Source organism: Comamonas sp. CMM02, assembly GCF_014851485.1.
Lineage (GTDB): Bacteria > Pseudomonadota > Gammaproteobacteria > Burkholderiales > Burkholderiaceae_C > Comamonas > Comamonas avium.
On sequence record NZ_JACUZW010000001.1, the window covers coordinates 350,398 to 374,745 of the forward strand.

The 24,348-nt window shown below is 59.4% G+C and carries 23 protein-coding genes; 19 read left to right on the plus strand and 4 right to left on the minus strand.

The window, feature by feature from the left end:
• The 9 genes from IB213_RS01560 (at position 1) to IB213_RS01600 (ending at position 12,107) form a co-directional block, all read left to right on the plus strand.
• Entirely contained in the window at positions 1-1,986 is a 1,986-nt protein-coding gene (locus tag IB213_RS01560; RefSeq protein ID WP_192405174.1) for an Hsp70 family protein, read from the plus strand.
• A gap of 480 nt (positions 1,987-2,466) precedes the next feature.
• A complete protein-coding gene (locus IB213_RS01565; RefSeq protein WP_192405175.1) occupies positions 2,467-3,777 on the plus strand; it encodes an MATE family Na+-driven efflux transporter in 1,311 nt (436 codons plus the stop codon).
• A gap of 188 nt (positions 3,778-3,965) precedes the next feature.
• A complete protein-coding gene (locus tag IB213_RS01570; RefSeq protein WP_192405176.1) occupies positions 3,966-6,908 on the plus strand; it encodes an Hsp70 family protein in 2,943 nt (980 codons plus the stop codon).
• 75 nt (positions 6,909-6,983) lie between these two features.
• Positions 6,984-7,499: a hypothetical protein gene (locus tag IB213_RS01575; protein ID WP_192405177.1), complete on the plus strand. Its 516-nt coding sequence runs from the start codon at positions 6,984-6,986 to the stop codon at positions 7,497-7,499.
• A 112-nt stretch (positions 7,500-7,611) separates the two neighbouring features.
• Positions 7,612-8,058 carry a DUF2809 domain-containing protein gene (locus tag IB213_RS01580; RefSeq protein ID WP_192405178.1) on the plus strand — a complete coding sequence of 149 codons (447 nt, stop codon included), beginning with the start codon at positions 7,612-7,614 and terminating at the stop codon, positions 8,056-8,058.
• 82 nt (positions 8,059-8,140) lie between these two features.
• Positions 8,141-8,518 carry a PH domain-containing protein gene (locus IB213_RS01585; protein WP_192405179.1) on the plus strand — a complete coding sequence of 126 codons (378 nt, stop codon included), beginning with the start codon at positions 8,141-8,143 and terminating at the stop codon, positions 8,516-8,518.
• Positions 8,515-9,486 (plus strand): Bug family tripartite tricarboxylate transporter substrate binding protein, encoded by a 972-nt coding sequence (locus tag IB213_RS01590; RefSeq protein ID WP_370551132.1) that lies wholly within the window; start codon positions 8,515-8,517, stop codon positions 9,484-9,486. The genes IB213_RS01585 and IB213_RS01590 overlap by 4 nt, the downstream gene beginning before the upstream one ends.
• Before the next feature lie 140 nt (positions 9,487-9,626).
• Positions 9,627-10,445, plus strand: coding sequence for an aldolase/citrate lyase family protein (locus IB213_RS01595; RefSeq protein WP_191722605.1), 819 nt, complete (start codon positions 9,627-9,629; stop codon positions 10,443-10,445).
• 219 nt (positions 10,446-10,664) lie between these two features.
• On the plus strand, positions 10,665-12,107 hold the full coding sequence (locus tag IB213_RS01600; protein ID WP_191722606.1) for an NAD-dependent succinate-semialdehyde dehydrogenase: 1,443 nt from the start codon (positions 10,665-10,667) through the stop codon (positions 12,105-12,107).
• Between the two features lie 74 nt (positions 12,108-12,181).
• Here the strand turns inward: IB213_RS01600 and IB213_RS01605 are convergent, their stop codons facing one another.
• Positions 12,182-12,430, minus strand: coding sequence for a hypothetical protein (locus IB213_RS01605; RefSeq protein WP_191722607.1), 249 nt, complete (start codon positions 12,428-12,430; stop codon positions 12,182-12,184).
• 235 nt (positions 12,431-12,665) lie between these two features.
• Between IB213_RS01605 and IB213_RS01610 the strand changes: the two genes are divergently transcribed.
• Entirely contained in the window at positions 12,666-12,932 is a 267-nt protein-coding gene (locus tag IB213_RS01610) for a DUF2789 domain-containing protein (RefSeq protein ID WP_192405181.1), read from the plus strand.
• Between the two features lie 84 nt (positions 12,933-13,016).
• On the opposite strand, the gene IB213_RS01615 is transcribed toward IB213_RS01610, so the two are convergent.
• The gene (locus IB213_RS01615) at positions 13,017-14,087 is read right to left on the minus strand and encodes a YeiH family protein (protein WP_192405182.1); all 1,071 of its coding nucleotides are present in this window, start codon (positions 14,085-14,087) and stop codon (positions 13,017-13,019) included.
• A gap of 125 nt (positions 14,088-14,212) precedes the next feature.
• On the opposite strand from IB213_RS01615, the gene IB213_RS01620 reads away from it, so the two are divergent.
• A complete protein-coding gene (locus IB213_RS01620) occupies positions 14,213-15,118 on the plus strand; it encodes a LysR family transcriptional regulator (RefSeq protein WP_192405605.1) in 906 nt (301 codons plus the stop codon).
• A gap of 111 nt (positions 15,119-15,229) precedes the next feature.
• Here IB213_RS01620 and IB213_RS01625 read toward each other — a convergent pair whose 3' ends face one another.
• A complete protein-coding gene (locus tag IB213_RS01625) occupies positions 15,230-15,712 on the minus strand; it encodes a CreA family protein (protein WP_191722610.1) in 483 nt (160 codons plus the stop codon).
• Between the two features lie 204 nt (positions 15,713-15,916).
• On the opposite strand from IB213_RS01625, the gene IB213_RS01630 reads away from it, so the two are divergent.
• The 3 genes from IB213_RS01630 (at position 15,917) to IB213_RS01640 (ending at position 19,094) form a co-directional block, all read left to right on the plus strand.
• Positions 15,917-17,140 (plus strand): MFS transporter, encoded by a 1,224-nt coding sequence (locus tag IB213_RS01630; RefSeq protein WP_191722611.1) that lies wholly within the window; start codon positions 15,917-15,919, stop codon positions 17,138-17,140.
• A 1,163-nt stretch (positions 17,141-18,303) separates the two neighbouring features.
• The gene (locus tag IB213_RS01635; RefSeq protein ID WP_191722614.1) at positions 18,304-18,516 is read left to right on the plus strand and encodes a molybdopterin-binding protein; all 213 of its coding nucleotides are present in this window, start codon (positions 18,304-18,306) and stop codon (positions 18,514-18,516) included.
• A 188-nt stretch (positions 18,517-18,704) separates the two neighbouring features.
• The gene (locus IB213_RS01640) at positions 18,705-19,094 is read left to right on the plus strand and encodes an MAPEG family protein (RefSeq protein WP_191722615.1); all 390 of its coding nucleotides are present in this window, start codon (positions 18,705-18,707) and stop codon (positions 19,092-19,094) included.
• Between the two features lie 129 nt (positions 19,095-19,223).
• Here the strand turns inward: IB213_RS01640 and IB213_RS01645 are convergent, their stop codons facing one another.
• Complete coding sequence (locus IB213_RS01645) at positions 19,224-19,838, minus strand: LysE family translocator (protein WP_192405183.1); 615 nt, start codon at positions 19,836-19,838, stop codon at positions 19,224-19,226.
• A gap of 65 nt (positions 19,839-19,903) precedes the next feature.
• Here IB213_RS01645 and IB213_RS01650 point away from each other — a divergent pair, with 65 nt between their 5' ends.
• The 5 genes from IB213_RS01650 (at position 19,904) to IB213_RS01670 (ending at position 24,094) form a co-directional block, all read left to right on the plus strand.
• Positions 19,904-20,863 (plus strand): LysR family transcriptional regulator, encoded by a 960-nt coding sequence (locus IB213_RS01650; RefSeq protein ID WP_192405184.1) that lies wholly within the window; start codon positions 19,904-19,906, stop codon positions 20,861-20,863.
• 356 nt (positions 20,864-21,219) lie between these two features.
• A complete protein-coding gene (locus IB213_RS01655; protein WP_191722618.1) occupies positions 21,220-22,149 on the plus strand; it encodes a LysR family transcriptional regulator in 930 nt (309 codons plus the stop codon).
• Positions 22,150-22,342: 193 nt separating this feature from the next.
• Positions 22,343-22,471 carry a MerR family DNA-binding transcriptional regulator gene (locus IB213_RS17985; protein WP_225560919.1) on the plus strand — a complete coding sequence of 43 codons (129 nt, stop codon included), beginning with the start codon at positions 22,343-22,345 and terminating at the stop codon, positions 22,469-22,471.
• Positions 22,472-22,795: 324 nt separating this feature from the next.
• On the plus strand, positions 22,796-23,383 hold the full coding sequence (locus tag IB213_RS01665; protein ID WP_192405185.1) for an NAD(P)H-dependent oxidoreductase: 588 nt from the start codon (positions 22,796-22,798) through the stop codon (positions 23,381-23,383).
• 255 nt (positions 23,384-23,638) lie between these two features.
• Positions 23,639-24,094 carry a GFA family protein gene (locus IB213_RS01670; RefSeq protein WP_192405186.1) on the plus strand — a complete coding sequence of 152 codons (456 nt, stop codon included), beginning with the start codon at positions 23,639-23,641 and terminating at the stop codon, positions 24,092-24,094.
• Positions 24,095-24,348 lie beyond the last annotated feature (254 nt).

Here is a 24,348-nt window from a genome sequence, read left to right on the forward strand (position 1 = left end):
ATGAACATGTTTGCCTCGATTGCCGCTTCAGGCAACGCCGCCGCATCGTCTGCTGGACCTGTTGCAGATGCGCATACCGGCGCAGCCCATGCAAACCCAGCAAGCGCTAACAGCCAAAACGGCTTGCCAGCTGGCACAGCCCAATACAGCATTGGTATTGACCTTGGCACCACGCACTGTGCGCTGTCGTTTGTCGATAAAACCGCCAGTGATGGTGAAAAAGTCGTGCAAGGCGTGCTCAACGTGCCGCAGCTCACTGCGCCAGCCAGTGTCGAAGCCAAGCCCCTGTTGCCGTCATTTCTGTACCTGCCGCATGACAGTGAGCTGACCGAAGCCGAGCGCACCCTGCCCGGCGCCCCCGCGGCCGGCTACATCACGGGTGAATTCGCCCGCACACGCGGCGCGGCCACGCCCATCCGCCTGGTCAGCAGCGCTAAAAGCTGGCTGTGCCACCCCGGTGTGGACCGCCGCGCTGGCATCTTGCCGCCTGACGCGCCAGAAGAAGTCAGCCGTATCTCGCCGCTGACAGCGTCGATTCGCTATCTGGAGCACCTGCGCTGGGCGTGGGAGCAAGCGCACCCCGAGGCCCCATTTGCGCAGCAAGACATTACCGTCACCATCCCCGCCTCGTTCGACCCTGCCGCACGCGAGCTGACGGCCGAGGCCTGCAAGGCTGCGGGTTTTCATCACCTGACCCTGCTGGAAGAACCCCAAGCCGCGCTGTACAGCTGGATTCAGGCCAGCGGCGGCGACTGGCGCAAGCAAGTCAAGCACGGTGATGTGATCCTGGTGGTGGACGTGGGTGGTGGCACCACCGACCTGTCGCTCATCGCCGTGCTGGAGCGCGATGGCAGTCTGGAGCTGCAGCGCATTGCCGTGGGCGAGCACATCTTGCTGGGCGGCGACAACATGGACCTGGCGCTGGCCTATGGCGTGGCCCGCAAGCTGGCCGCTGAGGGCAAGCAACTGGACGCATGGCAAACCCGAGCCCTCTCGCATGGCTGTCGCGCTGCCAAGGAGCAGTTGCTGGCCGACGGTACCTTGCAATCCGTGCCCGTGGTGGTGCCTAGCCGGGGCAGCAAGCTCATCGGTGGCTCCATCCGTACCGAAGTCACGCGCCAGGAAGTGCTGGCCATGCTGGTGGAGGGCTTCTTTCCCAAAGTGGCTGTCTCCGACAAGCCCCAAACCCGTGCTCGCGCTGCGCTTACACAGCTGGGCCTGCCGTATGCGCAAGACGCGGCAGTCACACGCCATCTGGCCGCCTTCCTCAGCCGCCAGGTGAATGCCCTGCAGGATATTGACGGCCTGAATGTCGATCAGGTGCAAGGCTCTACCTTCCTGCACCCGACGGCCATTTTGTTCAACGGCGGCGTGCTCAAGGCTCCGCAGATTGAGCAGCGCATTCTGGAAGTCATCAATGGCTGGCTGGACGACGAGGCCTGCGAGCCCGCCCGTTTGCTTGTCGGTGCCAATCTTGACCTGGCCGTGGCCCGTGGTGCGGCCTATTACGGCCACATCAGCACCACTGGCCGCGGTGTGCGCATCCGTGGCGGCACGGCGCAGTCGTACTACGTGGGCGTGGAATCGAACATGCCCGCCATTCCCGGCATGGAGCCACCCATGTCTGCCCTGTGTCTGGCACCGTTTGGCATGGAAGAGGGCACTGAGGTTGCGTTGAGCGACTTGGAGCTGGGCCTGGTGGTGGGCGAACCTGTGCGCTTGCGCTTCTTTGGCTCATCCGTGCGCCGTGCAGATGGGGTCGGCACCATGCTGGACTTCTGGGGCCCCGAAGAACTGGTGGAACTGCAGGAAATTGAGTTGAACCTGCCCGCTGCTGGCCGTGCTGCCGGAGAGGTTGTGCCTGTGACTTTGGAGGCACGGGTGACCGATATCGGGACGCTGCAATTGAATGCGGTTCCAGTCGGCGGCACAGACCGCTGGAAGGTGGAGTTTGATGTGCGTGCGGAGACTGCTGACGAGGCTTGATCTTCCTCATCGCTTCAGCGGTTGAATCCAACGGTTGATGTGGTTGCAAAGCCTGCTGGCCGATGGTCAGTGGGCTTTTTTGTTTTATGGGCGTTTTGAGGTTCTGGCGCGCGTGTGGCTTGCGCAGGGAGTTCTGTTTTTGTTGTTGCTGTGATGTTGTTGGCAGAGGCCGGTAATCGCCCCGGCGGGCGAGTAACTTTCTTGTTCGCGACAAGAAAGTCACCAAAGAAGCGCGTCTGCCGACGGCTTCCGGCAGAACTCACTGCGCGCTTGCAGCGCTGTGTTCAAACAGCTGCCGGAAATATGAGGGGCTTCCACGAAGTGGTGCGCGACGCCTGCGCGCGCAGCTGTTGTAGAAGTACGTGATCTCGTTTGCTGGCGTGGTGTGAGAAAGGTAGAAAATCGTTAGATTTGAATCAAGCGCTCGATGTCGATCAACAAGCAGAGCATCGCTAATAACAAAGAATAAGGAGTGGATGCGTGCGCACTATCAATTACAAGCTTTGGTTGAGCTTGCTGGCAATGCTTGTTGTGCCATCCCTTTACACCACACTACGCGTTTTTTTTCTTAATAAAGCGCCTGATACCAGTCATATAAATATTGCTGCGCAATCGGTGTGGTTGGGGTTGATTTATGAAGTGCTTTCAGAGGCGTTGCTGATACCGCTTTATTATTTCTTTGGACAAGTTTTGCACCAAGTGGTTCAGCTTAAACAACGCGTTTCAAGTGCTTTTGTTGCCAGTTTTTTGCTGTACAGCTTCGCAACGGTAAGCGTTTGGTTTTTTGCTCCAGACCTGCTGGAGGCTATGCAGCAGCAAACGGTGGGGCGGGACGTTGCGATACGCTTCATACGACTTGAGGCGCTTTCATTCATGGTCGGTACTTTGAATGATGTGGCCTTGGTGGTGCTGACCGCAATGTCTTTGTACCGCTGGATCACAGCGATGGTGATTATGCGCACGGTACTTACCATCGTTTGTGATGGCTGGCTGGTTTCCCAGTTACCTGGGGCGTTGCAACTGGGTGTTATCGGGGTTGCACTGACCAACTTAATCGTTGGTACTTCGTTGTTTGTGTTTGCCTTTATGTTGCTGCGTCGGCTGGGTCTGCTCAGCCTTTCTGGTTGGCGAAACTCTATTGACTGGTTTAAGCCATGGCTGCGTGTTGCTGGCTATTGTGGATGCGAGGCTGCGCTGCGAAATCTGGTTTACGCATGGGTCATTCTTCGTTTGATTAATCACAGTGGCTCCGCGCCCGTGTATTGGAATGCCAATCAAATCATTTGGGGTTGGTTGTTGCTTCCGATTTTGGCTTTGGGGAAAGTAGTGCAGCAAGACGTTGCAAATACCCGTGGTGAACTAGCTCTCCGCCGGGGAAAATATGTGATGGTCGTGGTTCTTTCTATGCTGTCTTGGCTGTTGTTAACTCCAGCGTGGGGCTGGTTAATCAGCCAAGTTCTAGGGGTGAAAGATCAAGCCCCTGTACATGACGTTTTAGCGCAGCTATTGCCGTTTTATGTCGTATTTAGTATCGGTCATATGCTGCAGTGCTACCTCTATGGAATGGGGCGAACAGACTTGATTTTTCGACAATCTCTTTGTGTGAATGTAGGCTATTACGGGGTTGTCGCTGTTGTCCTGAATTGGGCGGAAATCACGCTCAGTGTCACTGGCATCATCTGGATTTTTGGTTTGGGCGTATGCCTTGGGTTATTGATTACTTTGTGGCAAATACAGCGAACTGGCTATGGGAAGAAGTTGGGATTTTCAGCGCAACAAAAGACTTTATGAGGATGGGGAATCTGGCTTGTTGAGGCTTTATTTCGTTTTCTGCTTAGCTTGAACCATGGCGTGATAAGCAATCAATAGCAGCTTGTCTTCACCAGAAATCACGGGGCGATCTTTGCCGTGGGTGACGCAGTGCAAGGGGGCTTGCTACGATTCCAGCCTCTGTCGCGCACCGTTTGTATTGAGATTTCATGCCCGTAGTCCCGCCGTCTCCTGCTTTCATTGTTGGTATTGATCTGGGCACCAGCCACACAGTGGTGGCCAGCGTGCCGCTGGGCGGATCGGCCAAAGACATTGCCCTGCTCCAGATCGCACAGCGCAGCACGGCGGGTGAAGTGCTGGCGCAGCCGCTGCTGCCTTCGGTGCGCTACCAGGCGGCACCCGGTGAACTGGGTGATGCGTGGCAGTTGCCGTGGCCGCCTCAGGGGGCAGAAGCCGCCACCCCAGCCGTGATTGGTCGCTGGGCGCGTGATCTGGGCGCTGCTGTACCCATGCGCCTGGTGGCCAGTGCCAAAAGCTGGCTCTCGCACACGGGGGTAGATCGCACGGCCGCCATCCTGCCGTGGGGGGCGGGGGACGATGTGGCCAAGGTGTCGCCGCTGCAAGCCAGCGCTTCGTACCTGGCCCATGTCAAAGCCGCGTGGGATGGGCAGCACCCCAGTGCACCGCTGCATCAGCAAACCGTGGTGCTCACCGTACCTGCCTCATTCGATGAGGGCGCGCGCGCACTGACGCTGGAGGCCGCCAGTCTGGCCGGTCTGCAGCAGGTGAATTTGCTGGAAGAACCCAAGGCAGCCTTTCACGACTGGCTGTTGCTGCAAGGCGAGCAACTGGCTTCCCAACTGGCCGACAGCCGTCTGGTACTGGTGGTGGATGTGGGCGGCGGCACCACTGATTTGACACTGATCCGCGTGGAGGCTGCAGACTCTGAGGGCGAACTGCCTGTGCTGACGCGCACTGCCGTAGGCGAGCACCTGATGCTGGGCGGCGACAACATGGATCTGGCGCTGGCGCACCAGCTGGAGCCCGCACTGGCGGGGGCAGGCCAGCGCTTGCCAGCGGCGCGTTTTGCGCAGCTGGTGCAGCGCTGCCGGATCGCCAAAGAGCAATTGCTGGCACAAGATGCACCCGGGCATGTCACGGTCACGCTGCTGGGGGGCGGCAGCCGTTTGCTGGCCCAGAGCCAGTCCGTCACGCTCACACAGGCGCAGGTGCAGCAATGGGTGGTGGAAGGTTTTTTACCGCCTGCTGCCATGACCGATCACCCCGCCAAACGCCAGGGCGCGTTGCGCGGCTTTGGTCTGCCGTACCCGGCAGACGCTGCCATCAGCCGCCATCTGGCGCAGTTTCTGGCGCAGCACGCAGCGGGCGCTTTGCCCGATACCGTGCTGCTCAATGGCGGCGTGTTTCACGCCCATGCGCTGGTAGAGCGCTTGACACAGCAGCTCAGCGACTGGCGCGGCAGTCCCGTGCGCGTGCTGCACAACCCGCATCCTGACTGGGCCGTGGCCCGGGGTGCTGCCGCCTATGGGCTGGCACGGGTGCAGGCAGAGCACGCACCGGCAACCGATCGGCTGCCTGCATCCGAGCAGTCAGCACAAACAGCGGCCACAGCCATATTGCCGCAGATTGGGGGTGGCTCGGCCCGCAGCTATGGGCTGCTCTTGCCCGGCAAGGCCGGGCAAGCCCCGGATATTCTTTGCTTGCTGCCCAGGGGCACGCCAGAGGGGGTGCGCATGGTGCTTTCGGGCCGCCGTTTTGCATTGCGGCTGGGGCAGGCGGTGCGCTTTGTGCTGCTGGCTAACAGCCAGCACCGTGCCCCCATGCAGCCGGGGCAGTTGATCAAGCTGGAGGGCGAGGGCTGGGTGGAGCTGCCACCACTGTCCATGGTGCTGCCAGCGCCGCAAGGCCAGGTCATGGCGCAGGTGGAAGTGCAGTTGCAAGCTTGCATGACCGAAGTGGGCACGCTGGAAGTGCGTTGCACCCGCATTCAAGACGGTGTGGCCGACCCAGCGCAGTCCTGGTTGCTGCCTTTTAGCGTGCGTGGTGCCGTGGGGCAGGCGGCACAAGAAAACCCGGCGGCTGACGCTGATGCAGAAAGCACTGCAGACCAAAAAGACCCAAAAGACTCAAAAGGCCTGAAAACAGCCGACACCCTATTGCCCCAAGCAGTGGCGCAGCTGGACCGTATCTTTGGCACGCAAGCGCAAGCAGTCACGAGCAAAGAAGTGCGTCAGTTGCGCCAGTCGCTGGAGAAATTGCTGGGCGGGCGCGAGGGCTGGGATGTGGGCCTGCTGCGGGCCCTGTTTGATGCGCTGCTGGCCCGTGCCAAGCGCCGCCGCCGCAGCGCAGACCATGAGCGTGTCTGGTTCAATCTGGCTGGCTGGTGCCTGCGCCCCGGTGTGGGGGCGCAGCTCGATAGCTGGCGGATTGCACAAGTGTGGTCACTGTACGAGCAGGGTCTGGGCCACGCCAAAGAGGCCGCCAACTGGACGGAGTGGTGGGTCTTTTGGCGCCGTGTGGCGGCCGGTCTGAATGAAGAGCAGCAAATGCAGGTGCTGGAAGCCGTGGCCGGTGCCATGCAAAAGACTGTGCAGCAAACCACCCAGCGCAGCGTGGCAAGCGGTGGCGGTAAAGCCAGCTTGGGCAGCTATGACGACATGCTGCGCCTGTTTGCCGCCATGGAGGCTGTGCCCTGGTCCTACCGCCAGGAGATGGGGCAGTGGATGCTGCAGCGCCTCAAGCGCCCCGATGAATCCGTGCAGACCTGGTGGGCCATTGGGCGCGTGGCTGCACGCCAGCCGCTGGCCGCCAATGCGCATCTGGTCATGCCGCCAGCGGCTGCGCAAGAGTTTCTGGATGCCACGCTGCAGCAAGACTGGCGCAAGAACGAAACCTCCATGTTTGCGGCTGTACAGATTGCGCGCATGACGGGTGACCGTGCACGCGATGTACCCGATGCGGTGCGTCAGCAGGTGCTGGAGAAAATGCGCGCTTCAGGTGCGCCTGAACGCTGGGTGACGCTGGTCGAGCAGGTGGTGCAGATGGAGGCCGAAGACCAAAAACGCAGCCTGGGTGATAGCGTGCCACCAGGGCTGGTGTTGCTGCCACCGGGCAGCCGTGCGCCAGCGTAAGCGCTGGCATTCAGTATTTTTTTGAACATGGGCTGAGGAAATCAGCCCTCTTTTATGCACCAAGGTTGGCTGGGTATGCGATGGTTTGTCGGGTGGATGGGCTGTTTTTTTAGCCTGTTTCTGTACAGCAGTGCGGTCTACGGGCTGCTGCATGGAGTGCTGGGACAGACGCTGGTGTTTGGTGCCTTGTATCGCATGTTCATGTACCACGATGCCTATGCCTTTCAATACATTGCGTTGTTTTGTGCAGTGCATGCCTCGGTCGCTATGGCGGCCATCTATGGCCTGCCGCAAAGCCTGCGCAGTCACCGCTGGCTGCTGGCAGCAGGCACTTTGCTGGTGACCATCGCTGTGGCTTCTGTCCTGGGCGGTGTGCTCTGGAAAATCCATGACATGCTGGCGGGCTACTTTCCTTCTGGGCCAAGGCTGTGGCAAGACTTGCTGTGGGGCGCTGAAATGGGCTTTTATCTGGGCTGGCAGGTGCTGGCCATGTCGCAGCCCTACAGCTTGCTGTGCCTGCTGGGCTTTGTGTGGGTCACGCTCAAGTGCAGCCAGCTGGCGCACGGGCCCCGCAGCGCGCATATGCTCTGACACCGCCTTGTCTGCAACCAGCCATTGGCCCGCGTACTGGCAGCTATGCCTAGGCGCACTCGGGCTGTAGGGCATGGCTCGCCCCGTTGATCTGTTTTGAAATCTTGCTGTGATGTCTGCTTCTAACTCCGTGCCCGTTTCCGTGTTTCGTTCCCGCTTGTGGCTGGCGCTGCTGGCGGTGCTGGTCATCGCTGTGGGACTGGCTTCGCGCCGTGGCTGGTCGCCGTTTCCTGCGGTGCTGGGCAATTACCCGGGCGACATGCTCTGGGCATGGCTGGTGTTCTTGTGCATGGCCTGGCTGCGGCCCGCCATGGCGCGCGGGCGGCTGGTGGCTGCTGCTTTGCTGATTGCGTTTGCGGTGGAGTTGCTGCAGCTGTACCAGGTACCGTGGATTCAGGCCGTGCGCGCCACCACACCGGGTTATCTGGTACTGGGCAATGGGTTTGATCCTCTGGATCTGCTGGCCTACGTGGTGGGCATAGGTCTGGGCGCATGGGTCGATGCATGCTGGCCCTGGGCGGTGCCGCGTACGGCTGCAGGGCAATCGATGCAGCCCTGATCAGCGCTGGCCGCTTTGTGACAACACTCTTGCTCGCACTGCCTAAAATTGGCGCGTCACAACACGCAGCGAGGGGATTGCAATGGGATTGCTAGATGGCATGCTGGGCAACGCATCCAAGGTGGATGCGGCCAAGTTTGAAACGGAATTTACGCAAATTCTGGCTCCGGGCGAGAAGATAGAGCACGTCTACCAGCTGATTCGTGACTACTTCGTCTTTACAGACAAGCGACTGGTGCTGGTGGACAAGCAGGGCATCACCGGCAGCAAGGTGGAATATCACTCGCTGCCGTACAAAAGCATTACCCACTTCAGTGTGGAGACGGGCGGCACCTTCGATCTGGATGCGGAGTTGAAGATCTGGATTTCCGGCACGGCGGCACCCGTGCAAAAGCAATTCAACAAAAAACTGAGCATCTACGAAGTGCAGTCGGTGCTGGCCAGCTACGTACTCAAATGACTATGAAACCCTTACTGCGCAGATCTGTTTTCGCCCTTTTGGCTTTGGGTGGACTTGCCCCATTGGCGTGGGCACAACCGGCCACCTGGCCCACCAAGCCCATCACGTTTGTCGTGCCGCAAAACCCCGGCGGTGCCAACGATGTGATTGCGCGCGCGGTGGCGCAAAGTCTGGGCACCTCGCTGGGCCAGCCCGTGATTGTGGAAAACCGCCCCGGTGCCAACGGCAATGTGGGCACCAGCCAGGTGGCCCGCAGTGCTGCCGATGGCTATACGTTTTTGGTGACGGCACAAAGCGCATACACCATCAACCCGGCGCTGTATTCCAGGGTGCCGTTTGACCCGATCAAGGACTTCACGCCGGTGATGCAGCTGGCTGTAGCCCCTTATCTGCTGGTGGTGAACCCGAACTTTCCGGCCAAGACGCTGGACGAGCTGGTGGCCTATGCCAAAGCCCACCCCGGCAAGGTTGAATATGCATCGGCAGGCAATGGCACGCTCAACCACTTGCTGGGAGAGATGCTGAAAAAGCAGCGTGGTGTGGACTTGCTGCATGTGCCTTACAAGGGCGCAGCCGCTGCGGCCACCGATGTGGTGGCGGGCCAGTTGCCCGTAACGTTTGGCAGCTTTCCCGGTGTAATGCCCTTTGTGACCAGCGGCAAGCTGCGCGTGCTGGGCGTGGCCTCTGACAAGCCCACGCCGCTGGCCCCTGAGGTTGCAGTGCTCAAGGAGCTGGCGGTCACATCGTGGTACGGCTTGCTGGCCCCGGCTGGCACACCCCGGCCGGTGGTGGACAAGGTGTACACGGCCATCACTCAGGTGCTGGCCACCCCGGCGATGCAAGAGCGCCTCAAAACACTGGGCGCTGAGCCTGTGCAATCGAGCCCCGCCAGTTTTGCCGCCAGCTTGCCCGCTGAGCTGGCGCACTGGAAAAAGGTGGTGGATGCCTCGGGTGCTCACATCGACTGATGCGTGACTGACGGCGGTGCCCAGCGCCTGCCGTGGCCGCTTGGGCATGCCATATGCTGCGTGGGCGACTGTGAATGGTTCCGGCTGCGCTGCGCATTTGCTATGTTCCAGCGCAGTCGTTTTTTCTCTGGAGTGCCTCCATGCCAACGCCCAATCTTTTCAAACGTGCCCTTAAAGCAGGCCAGCCACAAATTGGTCTGTGGTCCACACTGCCTTCGCCTTATGTGAGTGAGCTGGTTGCAGGCAGTGGCTTTGACTGGCTGCTGCTGGACACCGAGCACACGCCCACTGATGTTCCGCAGATGGTGCAGCAACTGCAGGGCGTGGCGGCGGCGCAGGTGCGCGCAGGCTGCGCACCTACACAGGCGGTGGTGCGGCCAGCGTGGAATGACAAAGTGCTGATCAAGCGCTATCTGGACATTGGGGCGCAAACGCTGCTGCTGCCTTTTGTGCAAAACGCCGATGAAGCCCGGGCTGCGGTCGACGCTGTGCGCTACGCACCGCAAGGGGTACGCGGCATGGGGGGCAGCATGCGCGCCTCTAACTTTGGACGTGACAGCGAGTATGTGGCCAAGGCGGCCCATGAAATTTGTCTGCTGGTGCAGGTGGAAACGCGCGATGCGCTGGTGAATCTGGAAGAAATTGCCAGCGTGGAGGGGGTCGATGGCGTATTCATTGGCCCGGCAGATCTGTCGGCCAGCCTGGGCTACGCAGGGCATTCCACGCACCCGGACATGACGGCCATCATCGACGACGCCTTGCACCGCGTGCGCAGCTGCGGCAAAGCGCCGGGTATTTTGGTGACCAGCCCCGAGCGCGTGCAAAGCTGCTTGCACCAGGGCGCGCTGTTTGTGGCTGTGGGCATGGACATGCTGCTGCTGCGCGCAGGCGCCGATGCGCTGGCTGCGCGTTTCAAGCCATCGCAAATCAACGCTGGCGCTAGTGCTTCTATGTATTGAGCCGTTCATCGGGCTTTCTACAATGCTTGAACTGCGGCGGCTCGGGCGCTAGCGCTCAGTGCCTCTTTAAAAAAGAAGCGCTCAACGCTTACCTGTAAACGTTTTCAAATACTTTTGTATCTGAAAACATTAACTGGTAAGCGATAGCAGCTATTAAAACCTTCTTTGCACCGCGTTGTCTCTGGACGGCCTTCTTCATTCCTCAGCTGAGAACATTCCATGTCCCATTCTTATCCTGACACCCAATTGCTCATCAACGGTCAATGGCAGCCAGCGGCCAGCGGCAAGACCATTGCCGTGCACAACCCGGCCACGGGCGCTGTGATTGGGCAACTGGCGCATGCAGGCATCGAAGACCTGGACCGCGCGCTGGCCGCTGCTGAAAAGGGCTTTGCCATCTGGAAGAACACCAGCGCCCATGAGCGCCAGGCCACCATGCGCAAGGCAGCAGCGCTGCTCAAAGAACGTGCCGACGATATCGCCGCGCTGCTGACACAAGAGCAGGGCAAGCCACTGGCCGAGGCCAAGGGCGAAGTGCTGGCGGGCGTGGGCATCATTGAATGGTTTGCCGACGAGGCCCTGCGCCTGTATGGCCGCATCGTGCCTGCACGCCGCGGCGATGTGCAGCAACTGGTGATCAAGGAGCCCGTGGGCCCCGTGGCGGCCTTTACGCCGTGGAACTTTCCCGTCAACCAGATCGTGCGCAAGATCAGCGCTGCGCTGGCCACGGGCTGCTCTTTCCTGTGCAAAGCGCCAGAAGAAACCCCGGCTTCGCCCGCTGCGCTGTTTCAGTGCTTTGTCGATGCGGGCGTGCCCGCTGGCGTGATTGGTCTGGTCTATGGCGACCCGCACGAAATCTCCAGCTACCTGATCCCCCATCCCGTGATCCGCAAGATCACCTTCACCGGCTCTACGCCTGTTGGCAAGCAACTGGCGGCCATGGCGGGCGCGCACATGAAGCGCAGCACCATGGAGCTGGGCGGCCACGCCCCGGTGATCATTGCCGAAGACGCCGATGTGGAACTGGCCGTGAAAGCCGCCGGTGCCGCCAAGCTGCGCAATGCAGGCCAGGTGTGCATTTCGCCCACCCGCTTTCTGGTGCACAAGAGCCTGGAAAAGCAGTTTGCCGAGCAGGTGGTGGCGTACTTTGCATCCATCAAAGTCGGCAATGGGCTGGATGCCGATACCAAGATGGGCCCGCTGGCCAATCCTCGCCGCGTCACCGCCATGCAGTCGCTGGTTGCCAACGCGCAGGCCAAGGGTGCCAAGCTGTTGATGGGCGGCCAGACGCTGGGCGATGCAGGCAACTTTTATGCGCCCACTATCTTGGCCGATGTGCCGCTGGATGCCGATGTGTTCAACAACGAGCCCTTCGGCCCCATGATTGCCATGCGCAGCTTTGACAAGCTGGACGAAGCCATTGCCGAAGCCAACCGCCTGCCGTATGGCCTGGCCGCCTATGCGTTCACCGCATCGCTCAAGAACGCGCACCTGCTGACCCAGCAGGTGGAGACCGGCATGCTGTGGATCAACCAGCCTGCCGTGGCCTCTGCCGAAATGCCGTTTGGCGGCGTCAAGGATTCGGGCTATGGCTCGGAAGGCGGCATGGAGGCACTGGAGGCCTACCTGATCCCCAAGGCTGTCTCGATTGCGATGGTCTAAGACACCCAGTACGCTGACAGAAAAAAGGCCGCAGCTGCGGCCTTTTTAATTGGGTTAAAGCATTCGGATCAGGGTCAGGGGGCTGGCACATCGTCACCCAGCGGCCTGCCATCGCTGGCGCGCTCATCGGTGTTGACCAGGCCTTTCTTCACATCACGGTGGGCTTGCTGCATCTCAGGGGCCGGCTGCTGGTCCGTCATGTTCACGGACTGATCTCGCTCGTGGGGCAGCTTGCCTTGTGCGCCTGCGTCAGTGGGGCGCTGCTTGCGGGTCGTATCAATGTGGGGTTCTGCCTGTGTGGCGCTGGGCTTGTGCTGGGGCATGGCGGCCTCCTTTCAGGCTGCAGTGTGGCTGCATCGGGCGCGTGGCGCTGTAGTCCAGTGGCTGGCATGGGGGCTGGCAAATGAAAAGTTCTTTTCAAGCTGTTGCGCGCAAGTGCGCTGACTGGCAAGTCCTACAGCGCATGGCCGCAGCTTGCGGCACTATCAAGGCATCAGCCGTGTGCTTGCACTGCGCGCATGCGCAAAGCCTTTTTCAATCACAACATGGAGGACACGAATGACTTTAATCCCCGGCGAAACCCAACCCGGCTTTACCGAGCTGTTTGCCCAACTGGGCCTGCCCAATGATGAAGCCAGCATTGCGCAGTTCATCCGCCAGCACGCGCCTTTGGCCGATGACGTACTGCTGCACGAAGCACCATTTTGGTCGCCACAGCAGGCGCAGATGCTCAAGGAAGAGATACGGCTGGATGACGACTGGGCCATTGTCGTGGACCAGCTCAATGCCGCACTGCGTGGCAAACCCAGACTGGAAAAAGTCTGAACACCGGGCGCGCAGCGTCCCAATAAAAAGGCAACCTCAGGGTTGCCTTTTTATTGGGTTAGAAGCGCTTCACCCAATCACCCACTAGCCCAGCCAGTGCGCCAGGAGCAGGCCTGCACCCAGCAGCCATGCAAACAAGAGGGCTGCCAGCAGCAAAGGTTTGACGCCTGCAGCACGCACTGCGTGCACATGGGTGGTCAGGCCCAGAGCGGCCATCGCAATGGCCAGCAGCAGGTTGTCCAGCTGCACACCCAGCTTGACCAGACTGGCAGGCAGGATGCCCAGCGAGTGAATCCCGGCCATCACCACAAAGCCCAGCGCAAACCACGGAATCGTGACCTTGCCAGCGCTGCTGGTGCTGCCGCCCTGGGCGGCTTCATCGCGGGCCAGCCACCACGACAGCAGCAGCAAGAAGGGGGCGAGCATCATCACGCGCACCATCTTGGCAATCACTGCGGTGTCTGCCGCTTGCGGGCTGATAGCAGCCCCTGCCGCCACCACCTGTGCCACTTCATGCACGGTGGCGCCAACGTACAGCCCGTAGTTTTGTGCATCGGCCTGCAGCCAGCCATGGCTGGCGTTCCACTGGAACAAGGCGGGGTACAAGAAGGTGGCCACGGTGCCAAATACCACGACGGTGGCAATTGCCACTGACACATCCTGTGCGCGGGCTTTGGCAACGGGGGCGGTGGCCAGCACGGCGGCAGCGCCGCAAATCGAGCTGCCTGCACCCACCAGCAGCGTGGTGCGCCTGTCCATTCCCAGTACGCGCTGGCCCACAAGGCAGGCCAGGCCAAAGGTGCTGCACAGCACCAGCGCATCCATCACCACGCCACTCCAGCCAACCGAGGCAATGTCCTGAAAAGTTAGGCGCAAACCGTAAAGCACGATGCCTGCGCGCAGCAGTTGCTGCTTGCCCAGAGCCACACCAGGCGTGGCAACGCTGGCCATGCGCGGGTAAATGGTGTTGCCAATCAGCAAGCCCAGCACGATGGCCAGTGTGAGTGCACCCAGACCGTGTGAGGCAAACCATGGGTGCTCGGACAGGGCCACAGCCACAACGGCAACGGCTGCGCTGAGCCCCAGACCGGGCCCTATGCGGCGCAGCCATTCGGCGGGATGAAAGAGAAAATCAGAAAAAGTGAAAGTGTTCATATGCCATCCGAAGCGGTAATGCCTTGTCCGGATGCATGCACTTTAGATAAGTTGGTTATATTTGTATAACGAATAGTTTGAGTAAAAACTACCTGCTTTATGGGTAGATGAATCACGGGCTTGCCATGCTGCACCTGACGCTGCGACAACTTGAAATCTTCTGCGCTGTTGCGCAAAGTGGCTCCACCGTGGCGGCTGCTGATGCGGTGGGCCTGTCGCAATCGGCCACCAGTGCGGCTTTGCAGCAGCTCGAAGGCGCTTTAAATACCTTGCTGTTTGAGCGCGTGGGCCGCAATCTGGTGCTTAACGATGCAGGGCGTGCCTTGCTGCCACAGGCGCTGTCTTTGCTGGAGCAGGCCCGCAGCCTGGAGCAGGCACTGGGCAATGGCGGCGCTGGCTTGCCAGTGCGCCTGCGTGTGGCAGCCAGTACCACGGTAGGCAGCTATGTATTGCCCCCTGTGCTGGCGGCGCTGGCCCGCAGCCACCCGCACATCAGCGTGGACGTGCGCATCAGCAACACACGCAAGGTGGCACAGGCCGTGGAGTTGCTGGAGGCAGACATTGGCCTGATTGAAGGCAGCAGCCACTGGAGTGGGCTGCAGGTGCAACCCTGGATCAAGGATGAGCTGGTGATTGTGGCTGCCCCCAGTGATGCGCTGGTGCATGCGGCGCAGAGCAAGCCTGTGGGGGTGGGGGTGCTGCGCCAGGCGCGCTGGTTGCTGCGCGAAGAGGGCTCAGGCACGCGGGAGATGGTGGAGCATGCCTTGCTGCCACGCTTGCAGCAGCTGCAGGCCACGGCCACGCTGGGCAGCTCTGAAGCCATTGCACGCTGTGTGGTGCAGGCGCTGGGCATCAGCTGCCTGCCACGGGTGCTGGTGCAGTCCATGCTGGATGACGGCAGCTTGGTAGTGTTGCCCACATCGCTGCCCAAGATGGAGCGGTACTTTTCCATCGTGCAGCGCACGGGCAAACATGCATCGCCTGCGTTGCAGGCATTTCTTGATGCCTGTATGGCGCATGCACAGGTGTAGTTGCAAGTTCAGAATGCTTCTTAAAAAAGAGCTGCTAGCGCTTTGTTTATAAGGTTTTCAGATAGTTATATATCTGAAAACAAGTGCTGATAAGCGCTAATAGCTCTCTTTTTACTTGACTGGAATGGGTGTGCTGCGCGGCACAGGCACAGCGGCCACGCTGTTTTGGGGCGAGCCTTCAATCACGCGGTCGGAATACGTCATGTACACCAGCGTGTTGCGCGTGGTGTCCACCATGCGCACCACGCGCAGGCGTTTGAACAGCAGGGATGTGCGCTCGGTAAACACTTCTTCCTGCTGCTTGATGGGGGCGGCAAAACCAATGGGGCCAGTGGCCTGACAGCTGATGGACGCCTCTGAGCGGTCTTCCGCCAGACCCAGACCGCCTTTGATGCCGCCAGTCTTGGCGCGTGAGACGTAGCAGGTCACGCCAGAGACCTTGGGGTCGTCATAAGCATCCACCACAATCTTGTGATCAGGCCCAATGAACTTGAACACCGTATCGACCGAGCCAATCGTCTCGGAGTTGGCTGCGGCGTAACCGCAACCGAGCAGCAGGGCTGCGCTGGCAAGCCAGAGTCTGTGTGCTTTCATAGACCGCAAGCATACGGCCAGCCTGCGTGTTGTGCTGGTGCAAGATGCACCACTGCAGTTGCAGGTTTGCCCGCAGTGCCGTGCAGCCATGGCTGCACCACCGCACAATCGCCGCTCTTTTGGAGATGCGCAGGCATGGCTAGTAGCCCATGCCGCTGCGCCCATGGCCTGCTGCACGCAGGCCAATTTTTCGACTGTGTTGCCATGTCCCGTGATTCTTCTTTGGCGCAACCCTCTGTATTGGCTGCGCCCGCTTTGCTTTTGATGGCCGTCGCCTGCGGGCTGTGTGCCGGGGGCAATTACTTCAACCAGGCGCTGCTGCATTCCATTGCCCTGCATTTCGGGGTGGATGATGCCGCTGCGGGCCTTTCGGTCACCCTGGCGCAGGTGGCCTATGCCGTGGGCCTGCTGTTCATCACGCCGCTGGGTGACAAGTTCGAGCGCCGTCGCATGGCCGTTGTGCTGATGCTGCTGGCGGGCGCAGGGCATGCCATGGTGGGCTGGTCCAGCAGCTTTGCCATGTTCATGGCTGGCACCCTGATTGCAGGCTTGTTCTCTGTGGCCTCGCAGGTGCTGGTGCCCATGGCCGCTGCGCTGGCTGCGCCCGGCCATGCGGGGCGCAATGTGGGGCTGGTACTGAGCGGCTTGCTGGTGGGCATCTTGCTCTCGCGCAGCGTGGCAGGGGGACTGTCAACGCTGGGCGGCTGGAACCTGGTGTACCAGGTGACCGCCATCACCATGGTGCTGATGGCGGTGTCCATAAGCCATTTGCTGCCCACCTCGCGCCATGCTCAACCTATGCCGTATGTGCAGGTGCTGCGCTCCATGGGCGCATTGCTGCGCACCCAGCCTGCGCTGCGCTTGCGCACCACGGCCAGCGCACTGGCCTTTGCCTCGGTCAGCGTGATGTTTGCCACCATGGCGCTGGTCCTGTCCAGCGCACCCTTGCAGCTGAGCGACATGCAGATTGGCCTGGTGGCTCTGGCCGGTGTCACAGGTGCACTGATTGCCAATGTGGCAGGCAGTTGGGCCGATCAAGGCAAAGACCGCACCTTGCTGCGAGCCGGGGCTGTGGCGCTGCTGCTGTCATGGCTGCCGCTGTGGTGGGGACAGACCAGCGTGGCGTGGTTTGTAGTGGGCGTGCTGGTGATGGATCTGGGCCTGCAAGCCATCAACGTGACCAACCAGTCGAGCATTGCCAGCCTGCTGCCCGAAGCACGCAGCCGCATGAATGCGGTCTACATGACGGGCTACTTTGCAGGTGCATCTGCCGGTTCTGCCCTGGGTGTGTGGGCATGGAACCTGGCAGGCTGGCAAGGCGCGTGCAGCGTGGGTGCTGGCTTGGCGGCACTGGCTGCGGTGAGCGTGTGGCGAGGCGTGCGCTGGGCAAAGCGCCAGCAACGCCTCAACAACATGCAGACGGCTTAAGCGCGCTGGAGAGCATTCGTGTGCTGGCCGGCAGCCGAGCCATTGCGCAACGCCGCATGCTCAACCATCGGCTGCGTGCTATCGATGAAGAGCTGGCTCGTCTGAATGAAGAAATTCAGTTGCAGGGACGTCGCGCCGCACTGGCTCAGACACATCTGGTGCGCCAGCAGGAACTGGTATCCGAAAGTCGCCGGCGTTCTTTAGGATTTCACGGGTGCGGGGCAAGCTGTTCTAGCGCGTGACACTATAGGGCCTGAGTCCCAGAGCCTGACCGTCTATGGGCGCCGCAACGCCTGCAGGTGGGCATGCTGTTGGAAGCCGGCATCATCCTGAACAGGTGCCGACTTTATGAGTGGGCGCTGGAGCCTATTTATTCCGTTTCGGGGAAATGGCTCGAGTAGAGAATAAAACGGTGATTTCTATTGACAGTTGCGTGTCTGTATATGATTGTTTTTGAGGTTAAAAGTAGGAGACGGCGCAGAGTGGTCTATTAAATTCTTGGGGGAAAGGTTTATGTTGGGGGGATTTTCAGACTTCTGGCTAACTATGGTTCTTGACTTGCTGGCCTATGCAATCTTGTTTGGCGTTTATGTAGCGCTATTGCATGCGAAAGGGCGCAGTTATGACAGAAAGAGCGTAATACCTATTCTGATTTTGCTCCCGCTTGCATTGGTTGTTGGCGGCATAGCAAAGTCACAGCTGTTGTAATAAAAAATCGCGATAAGAAAAAAGCAGAGGTAAAGCGCGTGGACTCTCCACGCGAGATATGGAGCTGGTGGCTGGGTCCTCTGGCCCTGTTGGCGCTGCAATTGGTGCGGCCAGCGGCGCAGCAACATATATCGGGTCGGCGGCGATAGGTTCAGGAGAAGAAAGCCTGACAGGACTTGCCGGCAGTACAGTGACGGGTGCTGCTGTTGGCGGCCTTACTGCGCCTGCTGGAATATCGGCCATGCAGGCTGGTGCACTCACCATTGTCGGGACCCAGGTTGGGTATTACCGAGGGATGGCTGGAGGATTTGCACAAAGCGCAGCAGAGCAGGCTGGGACTGACCATGGAGTTGGCGCAGGCTGCATGCGGCATGGCCATGCTGGCTAATCCTGTAGCTGTGCGCCAGACATTCCATTAAGCTGAACCTCCCTTTGTTATCCAGCTGGGAGTAGCCATGAAAATCAGTGCGCGCAATGTTCTGCCAGGCAAGGTCGTATCGATGGTGAAAGGCCCCGTGAGTACCGAATTGACGCTAGAGATTGCGCCGGGTGTTCAGGTCACGTCTTCCATCACATCGACATCGGCCACATCTCTCGGGCTCAAAGAAGGTGATCAGGCGTATGCCGTCATCAAGGCCTCTTCCGTGATGGTGGCGGTGGACGACTAAAACCCTGCGCGGGCAATGAAAAATGCCTTGGCAGGCGTTGGTGCTTCGCCCGTTGAATCCATGTCTGAAATTGACCGCCAGTCGCCCCATATTGGGCCTGCTTCGGCTTCTCAGTAGCCAGTCAGAGCCCATGTCAGCTCGGCGCTTTCAGACTCCTTTGTCACACTCACAACCTGTCCTCACCGCTTATGACTCTCGCAGAAATTTGCATCCTGATTGCCTGCCTGCTTCCCATCGTCTGCGCTGGTATTGCCAAGTCCAAGGGCTTTGGCAAACCGCGCCGCGAAGGCGGCTTTGACAACCACAATCCACGAAGCTGGCTGGCTGACCTTCAGGGCTGGCAGGCACGTGCCCACGCGGCCCAGCTCAATAGCTTTGAGGTCCTGCCGCTGTTCATCGCTGGCGTTCTGGTGGCCCAGAACCACCAGGCCGCCCAGCACACCGTCGATGCGCTCGCGGTGGCCTTCATCGTCCTGCGTATCGGCTTTATCTGGGCGTACCTTGCTGACCGCGCCAACCTGCGGTCAGCCCTGTGGGCGCTCGGTCTGGCTTGCTGTATTGCGCAGTTCTTCGTGTAACAGCCGTTGTCTGTGTGCACAGCCGCCTGTGGGGGGGCGGCTCTGGGCTGGCTGCAAGATTTTCAGCCAAGCCGCTGCAATCGTTTGACGGCCACCCATGGGTGCTTAAAAATTCCCGTGCTTCACACGCTAAGTGCTGCTGGCAATGCCGAGCAGAACCCCAAAAAAGACCAGAAGGCCGCCGAACGCCCGGTCAATCCAATGGCGCACGGCCAGCAGGCGCTCGCGTACAGCGCCCGCCGAAAAACACATGGCCACGATGGCAAACCATGCAATATGTGCCACTGCAATAAAAAGGCCATAGCTCACCTGCATGCCTAGCGATGTGTCTGGCCGCACCACCTGTATGAAGAGGCTGACGATGAACACGGTGGTTTTTGGATTCAATGCATTCGTCAGAAACCCTGTGCGCAAGGCCTCCAGATCCGACACCGGCACCAATGCTGAGTGTGCGAAGTCTCCGGGCTTTTGCGTGCGGAGCATCTTGAGGCCAAGATGAATCAAGTACAGCGCCCCCAGCAGTTTGATTGTGGTGAACAGCCATGCTGACTGCTGGATAAGCAGGCCGACCCCCAGCAGGGTATAGCTGACATGCACCAGAACACCCAGTCCAATTCCCAAGGCGGTGAGCACGCCTGAGCGCCTTGACAGCAGCAAACTGTTGCGGCTGACCATGGCAAAGTCGGGGCCAGGGCTGATGACAGCCAGCAAAGTGATGGTGATAACAGCTATCCATTCGGTCATGGGAATACATTAGAGGTATTGGTGATTCAGCCAATGCTATGAGGCTGTAGCTCTGGTGCATAACGATGATTTCTGACATGAATGGTGAGCACAGCTCACAGAATATGGGTGCACGCCTGCCTTCACTGCTGGCACTACGCTGCTTTGAAGCAGCGGCACGCTTAGAGAATTTCAGCCGTGCTGCGGATGAGCTGCACTTAACGCACGGCGCTGTCAGCCGTGCTGTGCGTCTGCTGGAGGATGACCTCGGGGTTGCGCTGTTTGACAGGCGCAGCAGGCGCGTATACCTCACTGATGCAGGCCGTCAGCTTTCGAAAGCCGTGGCTGGAGGTTTCGGCCTCATCCGCAATGCCGTCAACGAATTGCGTGCCAATGCCCGGCAAGAAAAACGGTGGGTACTGTCCTGCGAGCCCACATTGCTTATGCGCTGGTTGATACCTCGGTGGCCAGACTTTCAGGCGCGGCATCCGCAAGTCAATATCCATCTGGTGGCAGGCGGCGGGGAGTTTTCTTTCGCCAGCGGCATTGACCTTGCCATACGCCGTAACGATTTTCAGTGGCCTGACCACTATGAAGTGGAGCCACTGTTTACTGAAAAAATTGGCCCAGTCTGCCGTCCAGACAAAGTCGGCGATTGGTTGAATGTGCATGCCAAGAGCGCACAGCTGCGCTCTGATGCACCTTTGCTGCATACCCATACGCGTCGCAGCGCATGGTCAGACTGGGCGATGGCCGCAGGGCAAGAATTGCCAGAAAAAAACAGTCTTTTCTTTGAACACTTTTACTTCAGCCTGCAAGCAAGCGTTGCCGGTTTGGGCATCGCGATGGGCCCATGGCTGTTGGTGCGTGATGACCTTGAAAGTGGCTTGCTGACCGCCCCTTTGGGCTTTGTAGAAGATGGTTCGCAGTACTGCATATTTTCCTCGCAACCGCTGCACCAGGCTGGGCCTGCAGCCATATTGCTGGAGTGGCTGAGAGACAAAGCATCGCAAGACGCAATGGGCACACCAAGCAAGACAGCGTAGTGGTGCCGCGACCGGCTGTTATGGGCAATGGCCTGGTTCCTCACCCAAAGGCTGCCGTCAAGCCATTGTGAAACGGGCAGGCGAAGGTGGTTCTTCAACCACGGACAGTTTTAGCCTCCCCCAGGGGGAACTCTGAAGTTATCGATGATCTTTTTCTCTGCGCGCACCAGAGCACTGCGGGCTATTTCGAGCCAATGCGTCAGACGGCTTTTCCATGTGCTCTTTACGGCTTCGCGTGGCTGACCAGGGGTGTTTTTTTGATCACTTTTCATGTTTGCCAATGCTCGGGAGCTGGCTAACATCTGTAAAGTTGAATTAAATGAATAGTCAATTCAGATAATCTGACGGTAAGACTTATGCGCAATCTCAATCTTGACCAGCTGCAGACATTGGTGGCGATTGCCGATCTCGGCACTTTTGCAGCGGCAGCACAAGCGCTGCATCTGGCTGCACCCACCGTCAGCCTGCATATCAAAGAGCTGGAGCAGCGCATGGATGCCACCTTGCTGGTGCGTGGCAGACGGCAGGCGGAGCTGACTTCTGCCGGGCAGTTGCTGGTGCGAGAAGGCCGCAAGCTGCTTTTGGCCTGCGACGATCTGATGGAGCATGTGCAGCGCCATGCCGCAGGCCGTGCGGGCACTGTGCGGGTTGGTGTCTCTGCAGGTGTGAGCACCCGGTTGCTGCCACTCATGCTGGAGGCATTGAGCCAGCGCAGCCCTGGCGTTGAAATTCGATTGGAGGCCGTAGGCTCTGCAGAGTCCATGAAGCGCTTGGCGGCAGGCACTCTGGATGTGGCCATAGTGGCCAGCCCTCAGCCGTCCAGTGCCGTGATTGCGCTTACGCCTTGGCGCAACGATCCTTTGATCGCCTTGCTGCCCGCGAGCTGGGAGGTGCCTGAAAAAGTCACGCCCGAATGGTTGTCGCAGCGGCGCTGGGCCTCTTTTTCAGCGCCCACGCAAATGCATGGACTGATCGCCACATGGTTCGCGCAGGCAGGCTATACGCCGCGCCCTTTTCTGGCGCTGACTTATCCAGGCGCGCTGAAAAGTTTGGCCGCTGCCAGCCAGAGCGCAGCACTGCTGCCGCTGGAGGAGGTGGAAGACCAGCTGCACTCCCCTGATGTGCAGATACGCCACCTCAGTCCTACGCTCATGCGCCCAATGGCTGTGGCCCACCGCGTGCAACCCGATCTGAACCCCGCTGTGTCCAGCGTGCTGGAGGTGCTTTCTTTATTTGGGAATGAACACCGGGGCGAGGAAATGCAGAAGCATCTAACAAAAAAATGAGCTGGATGCACCAGCCAAGAAATGACCGTGAACTGCCCTGCATAGGTGGCGGCTGGCGATCCGTTGCTGCCGCTCCGGATCAGAGCGCCAACAACTCATAATGTGCTCTAACAATTCCAAGCATCCATGCCCTCTCAATCAGCAGCGTTTTCCGCAGCGGTCAATCATCCTTCGCAGTACTCAGAATTCACCCATGCGTATCGGTGAACTCGCAGCTGTCACAGGCTGTACACCCAAAGCCCTGCGCCTTTATGAAGCGCATGGTTTGCTCGGCACAGTGGCACGGCGGCACGGCGGGGAAGTTACCGCCACTATGGCTTGAAAGATGTGCAGCGCGTGCAATGGATTCGCCAAGCATTGGCACTGGGATTTCGCCTGGCTGCACTTGAGCCGCTACGCACCATAGAAACTCCTGACGGTGCCGCAGCAGTTTTGACATTACTCCAGACCCGGCGAAGCGCCATCGCCGACGAGCTGGCGAGGCTGCAGGCTGCCGACACCGTGCTCGCCGAGCTGGCCGTGGAGCTAGCCACATGCGACGGTACAAACACGTGCCGCGCACCAGAGCCACTGGCGTAGCGCTTGACTCTGCCCCATAGGGCAAGGTGATGCTGGCGGTTTTCTGACTCAGCCTATGTGTATCACCATGCCACGCCGTATTCTCATCCTCCTCGGGCAGCCTTCTTCCAACAGCCTGTGTGCTGCTTTGGCTCGCACCTATGCCGACGCTGCGCGCCACTGTGGTGCCGAGGTGCGCCTGTTGGTATTGGGGGAAATGGTCTTCGATCCGATCCTGCACCATGGATATGAGCACCCCCAGCCACTGGAGCCCGACCTACGGGTGGCGCAGGCCGACATTACCTGGGCGCAACACCTCGTGTGGGTCTATCCGATTTGGTGGGGTGGACTGCCTGCGTTGCTCAAAGGATTTCTGGACCGCATCTTCCTGCCAGGCTTTGCGTTCAAATACCGAGCCAATTCTGCGCTGTGGGATCGCCTGCTCATTGGCCGCAGTGCCGAACTGCTGGTGACCATGGATTCCCCGCCTTGGTACTACCGCTGGGTGCAGCGCCAACCTGGCCACCGGCAAATGAAGCAGGCCATCTTGGAGTTCAGCGGAATCCAGCCTGTGCGCGTGCACAACTTTGGGCCAGTGGTCAAGTCCAGTGACGCCATGCGTGCGGACTGGATCAAACGTGTCCACATGCTGGGAACTCGTGCTGGCAGACGCTGAGAACGCATGCTCCTTATCCCTAAGTCGAGCTGATTGAGCAACACCAGCAGAGATTGCCCGATTGCAGATGCTCTAGGGCGTAACTGCTGTGCCCATGCTTGCGGGCATCATGTTGACCCAGAGCAAGGGGCCGAAGGCTTGCATTTTCAGCACCCGAATACCGCATAGCGGCACATTCATCGTCCTTCATAGGTGGTGGTTCACGACCCATTGCAGTCAGTCCTATACGTTCACATTGTCGATAAGAATGGGGGAATGAACGATACCAACCTTCCAGAGCGCCCCCTGTATGCAGCCGCATGTCATTGCGGAACTGTTCGTTTTTCTTTGCGTTTAACAGATGGCTTGAGAACAGCCCGTAGATGCAACTGCTCTTACTGCAGGATGCGAGGGGCAGTAGCGGTATCAGCCAACCTAGACGATATACAGGTCACGCATGGTAAAGATACGCTAACCCTGTATACGTTCAATACGGGAGAAGCCAAGCACTATTTTTGTTCAAAGTGCGGTATTTACACCTTCCACCAGCGTCGCTCATCGCCAGACCAATACGGAGTCAACGTGGCGTGTATAGATGGCATGAGTCCTTTTGACTTCGCAGAAGTGCCAGTTAACGAAGGCAGATCTCATCCGAAAGACAGAATTGGGGGTGGTTCTGCGATTGCAGGGTGGCTTAGATACGAAGCGAACCCCGAATCCGGCGAGCGCTGACCCTGCTTAGCACGTTCGCCTGCGTATGCTTCTGGCCGTACTGTCCTTAATAGGCGGCTCACTGCCCAAAGTTTTAATGCGCATGCATGCAGCTGTCAAACGCACAACCACAAAGCAAATGCATGTCCAGAAACGCTCTCCTTCGAAAGCTTGAGGGTGACTCAATTGTTCTTGCAAATAGAGTGTTTCATGCTTGCTCATGTGCACTGCACAACGCCAACAGGCTTGTAGTAGATCGCGAGTACGTAATTGAG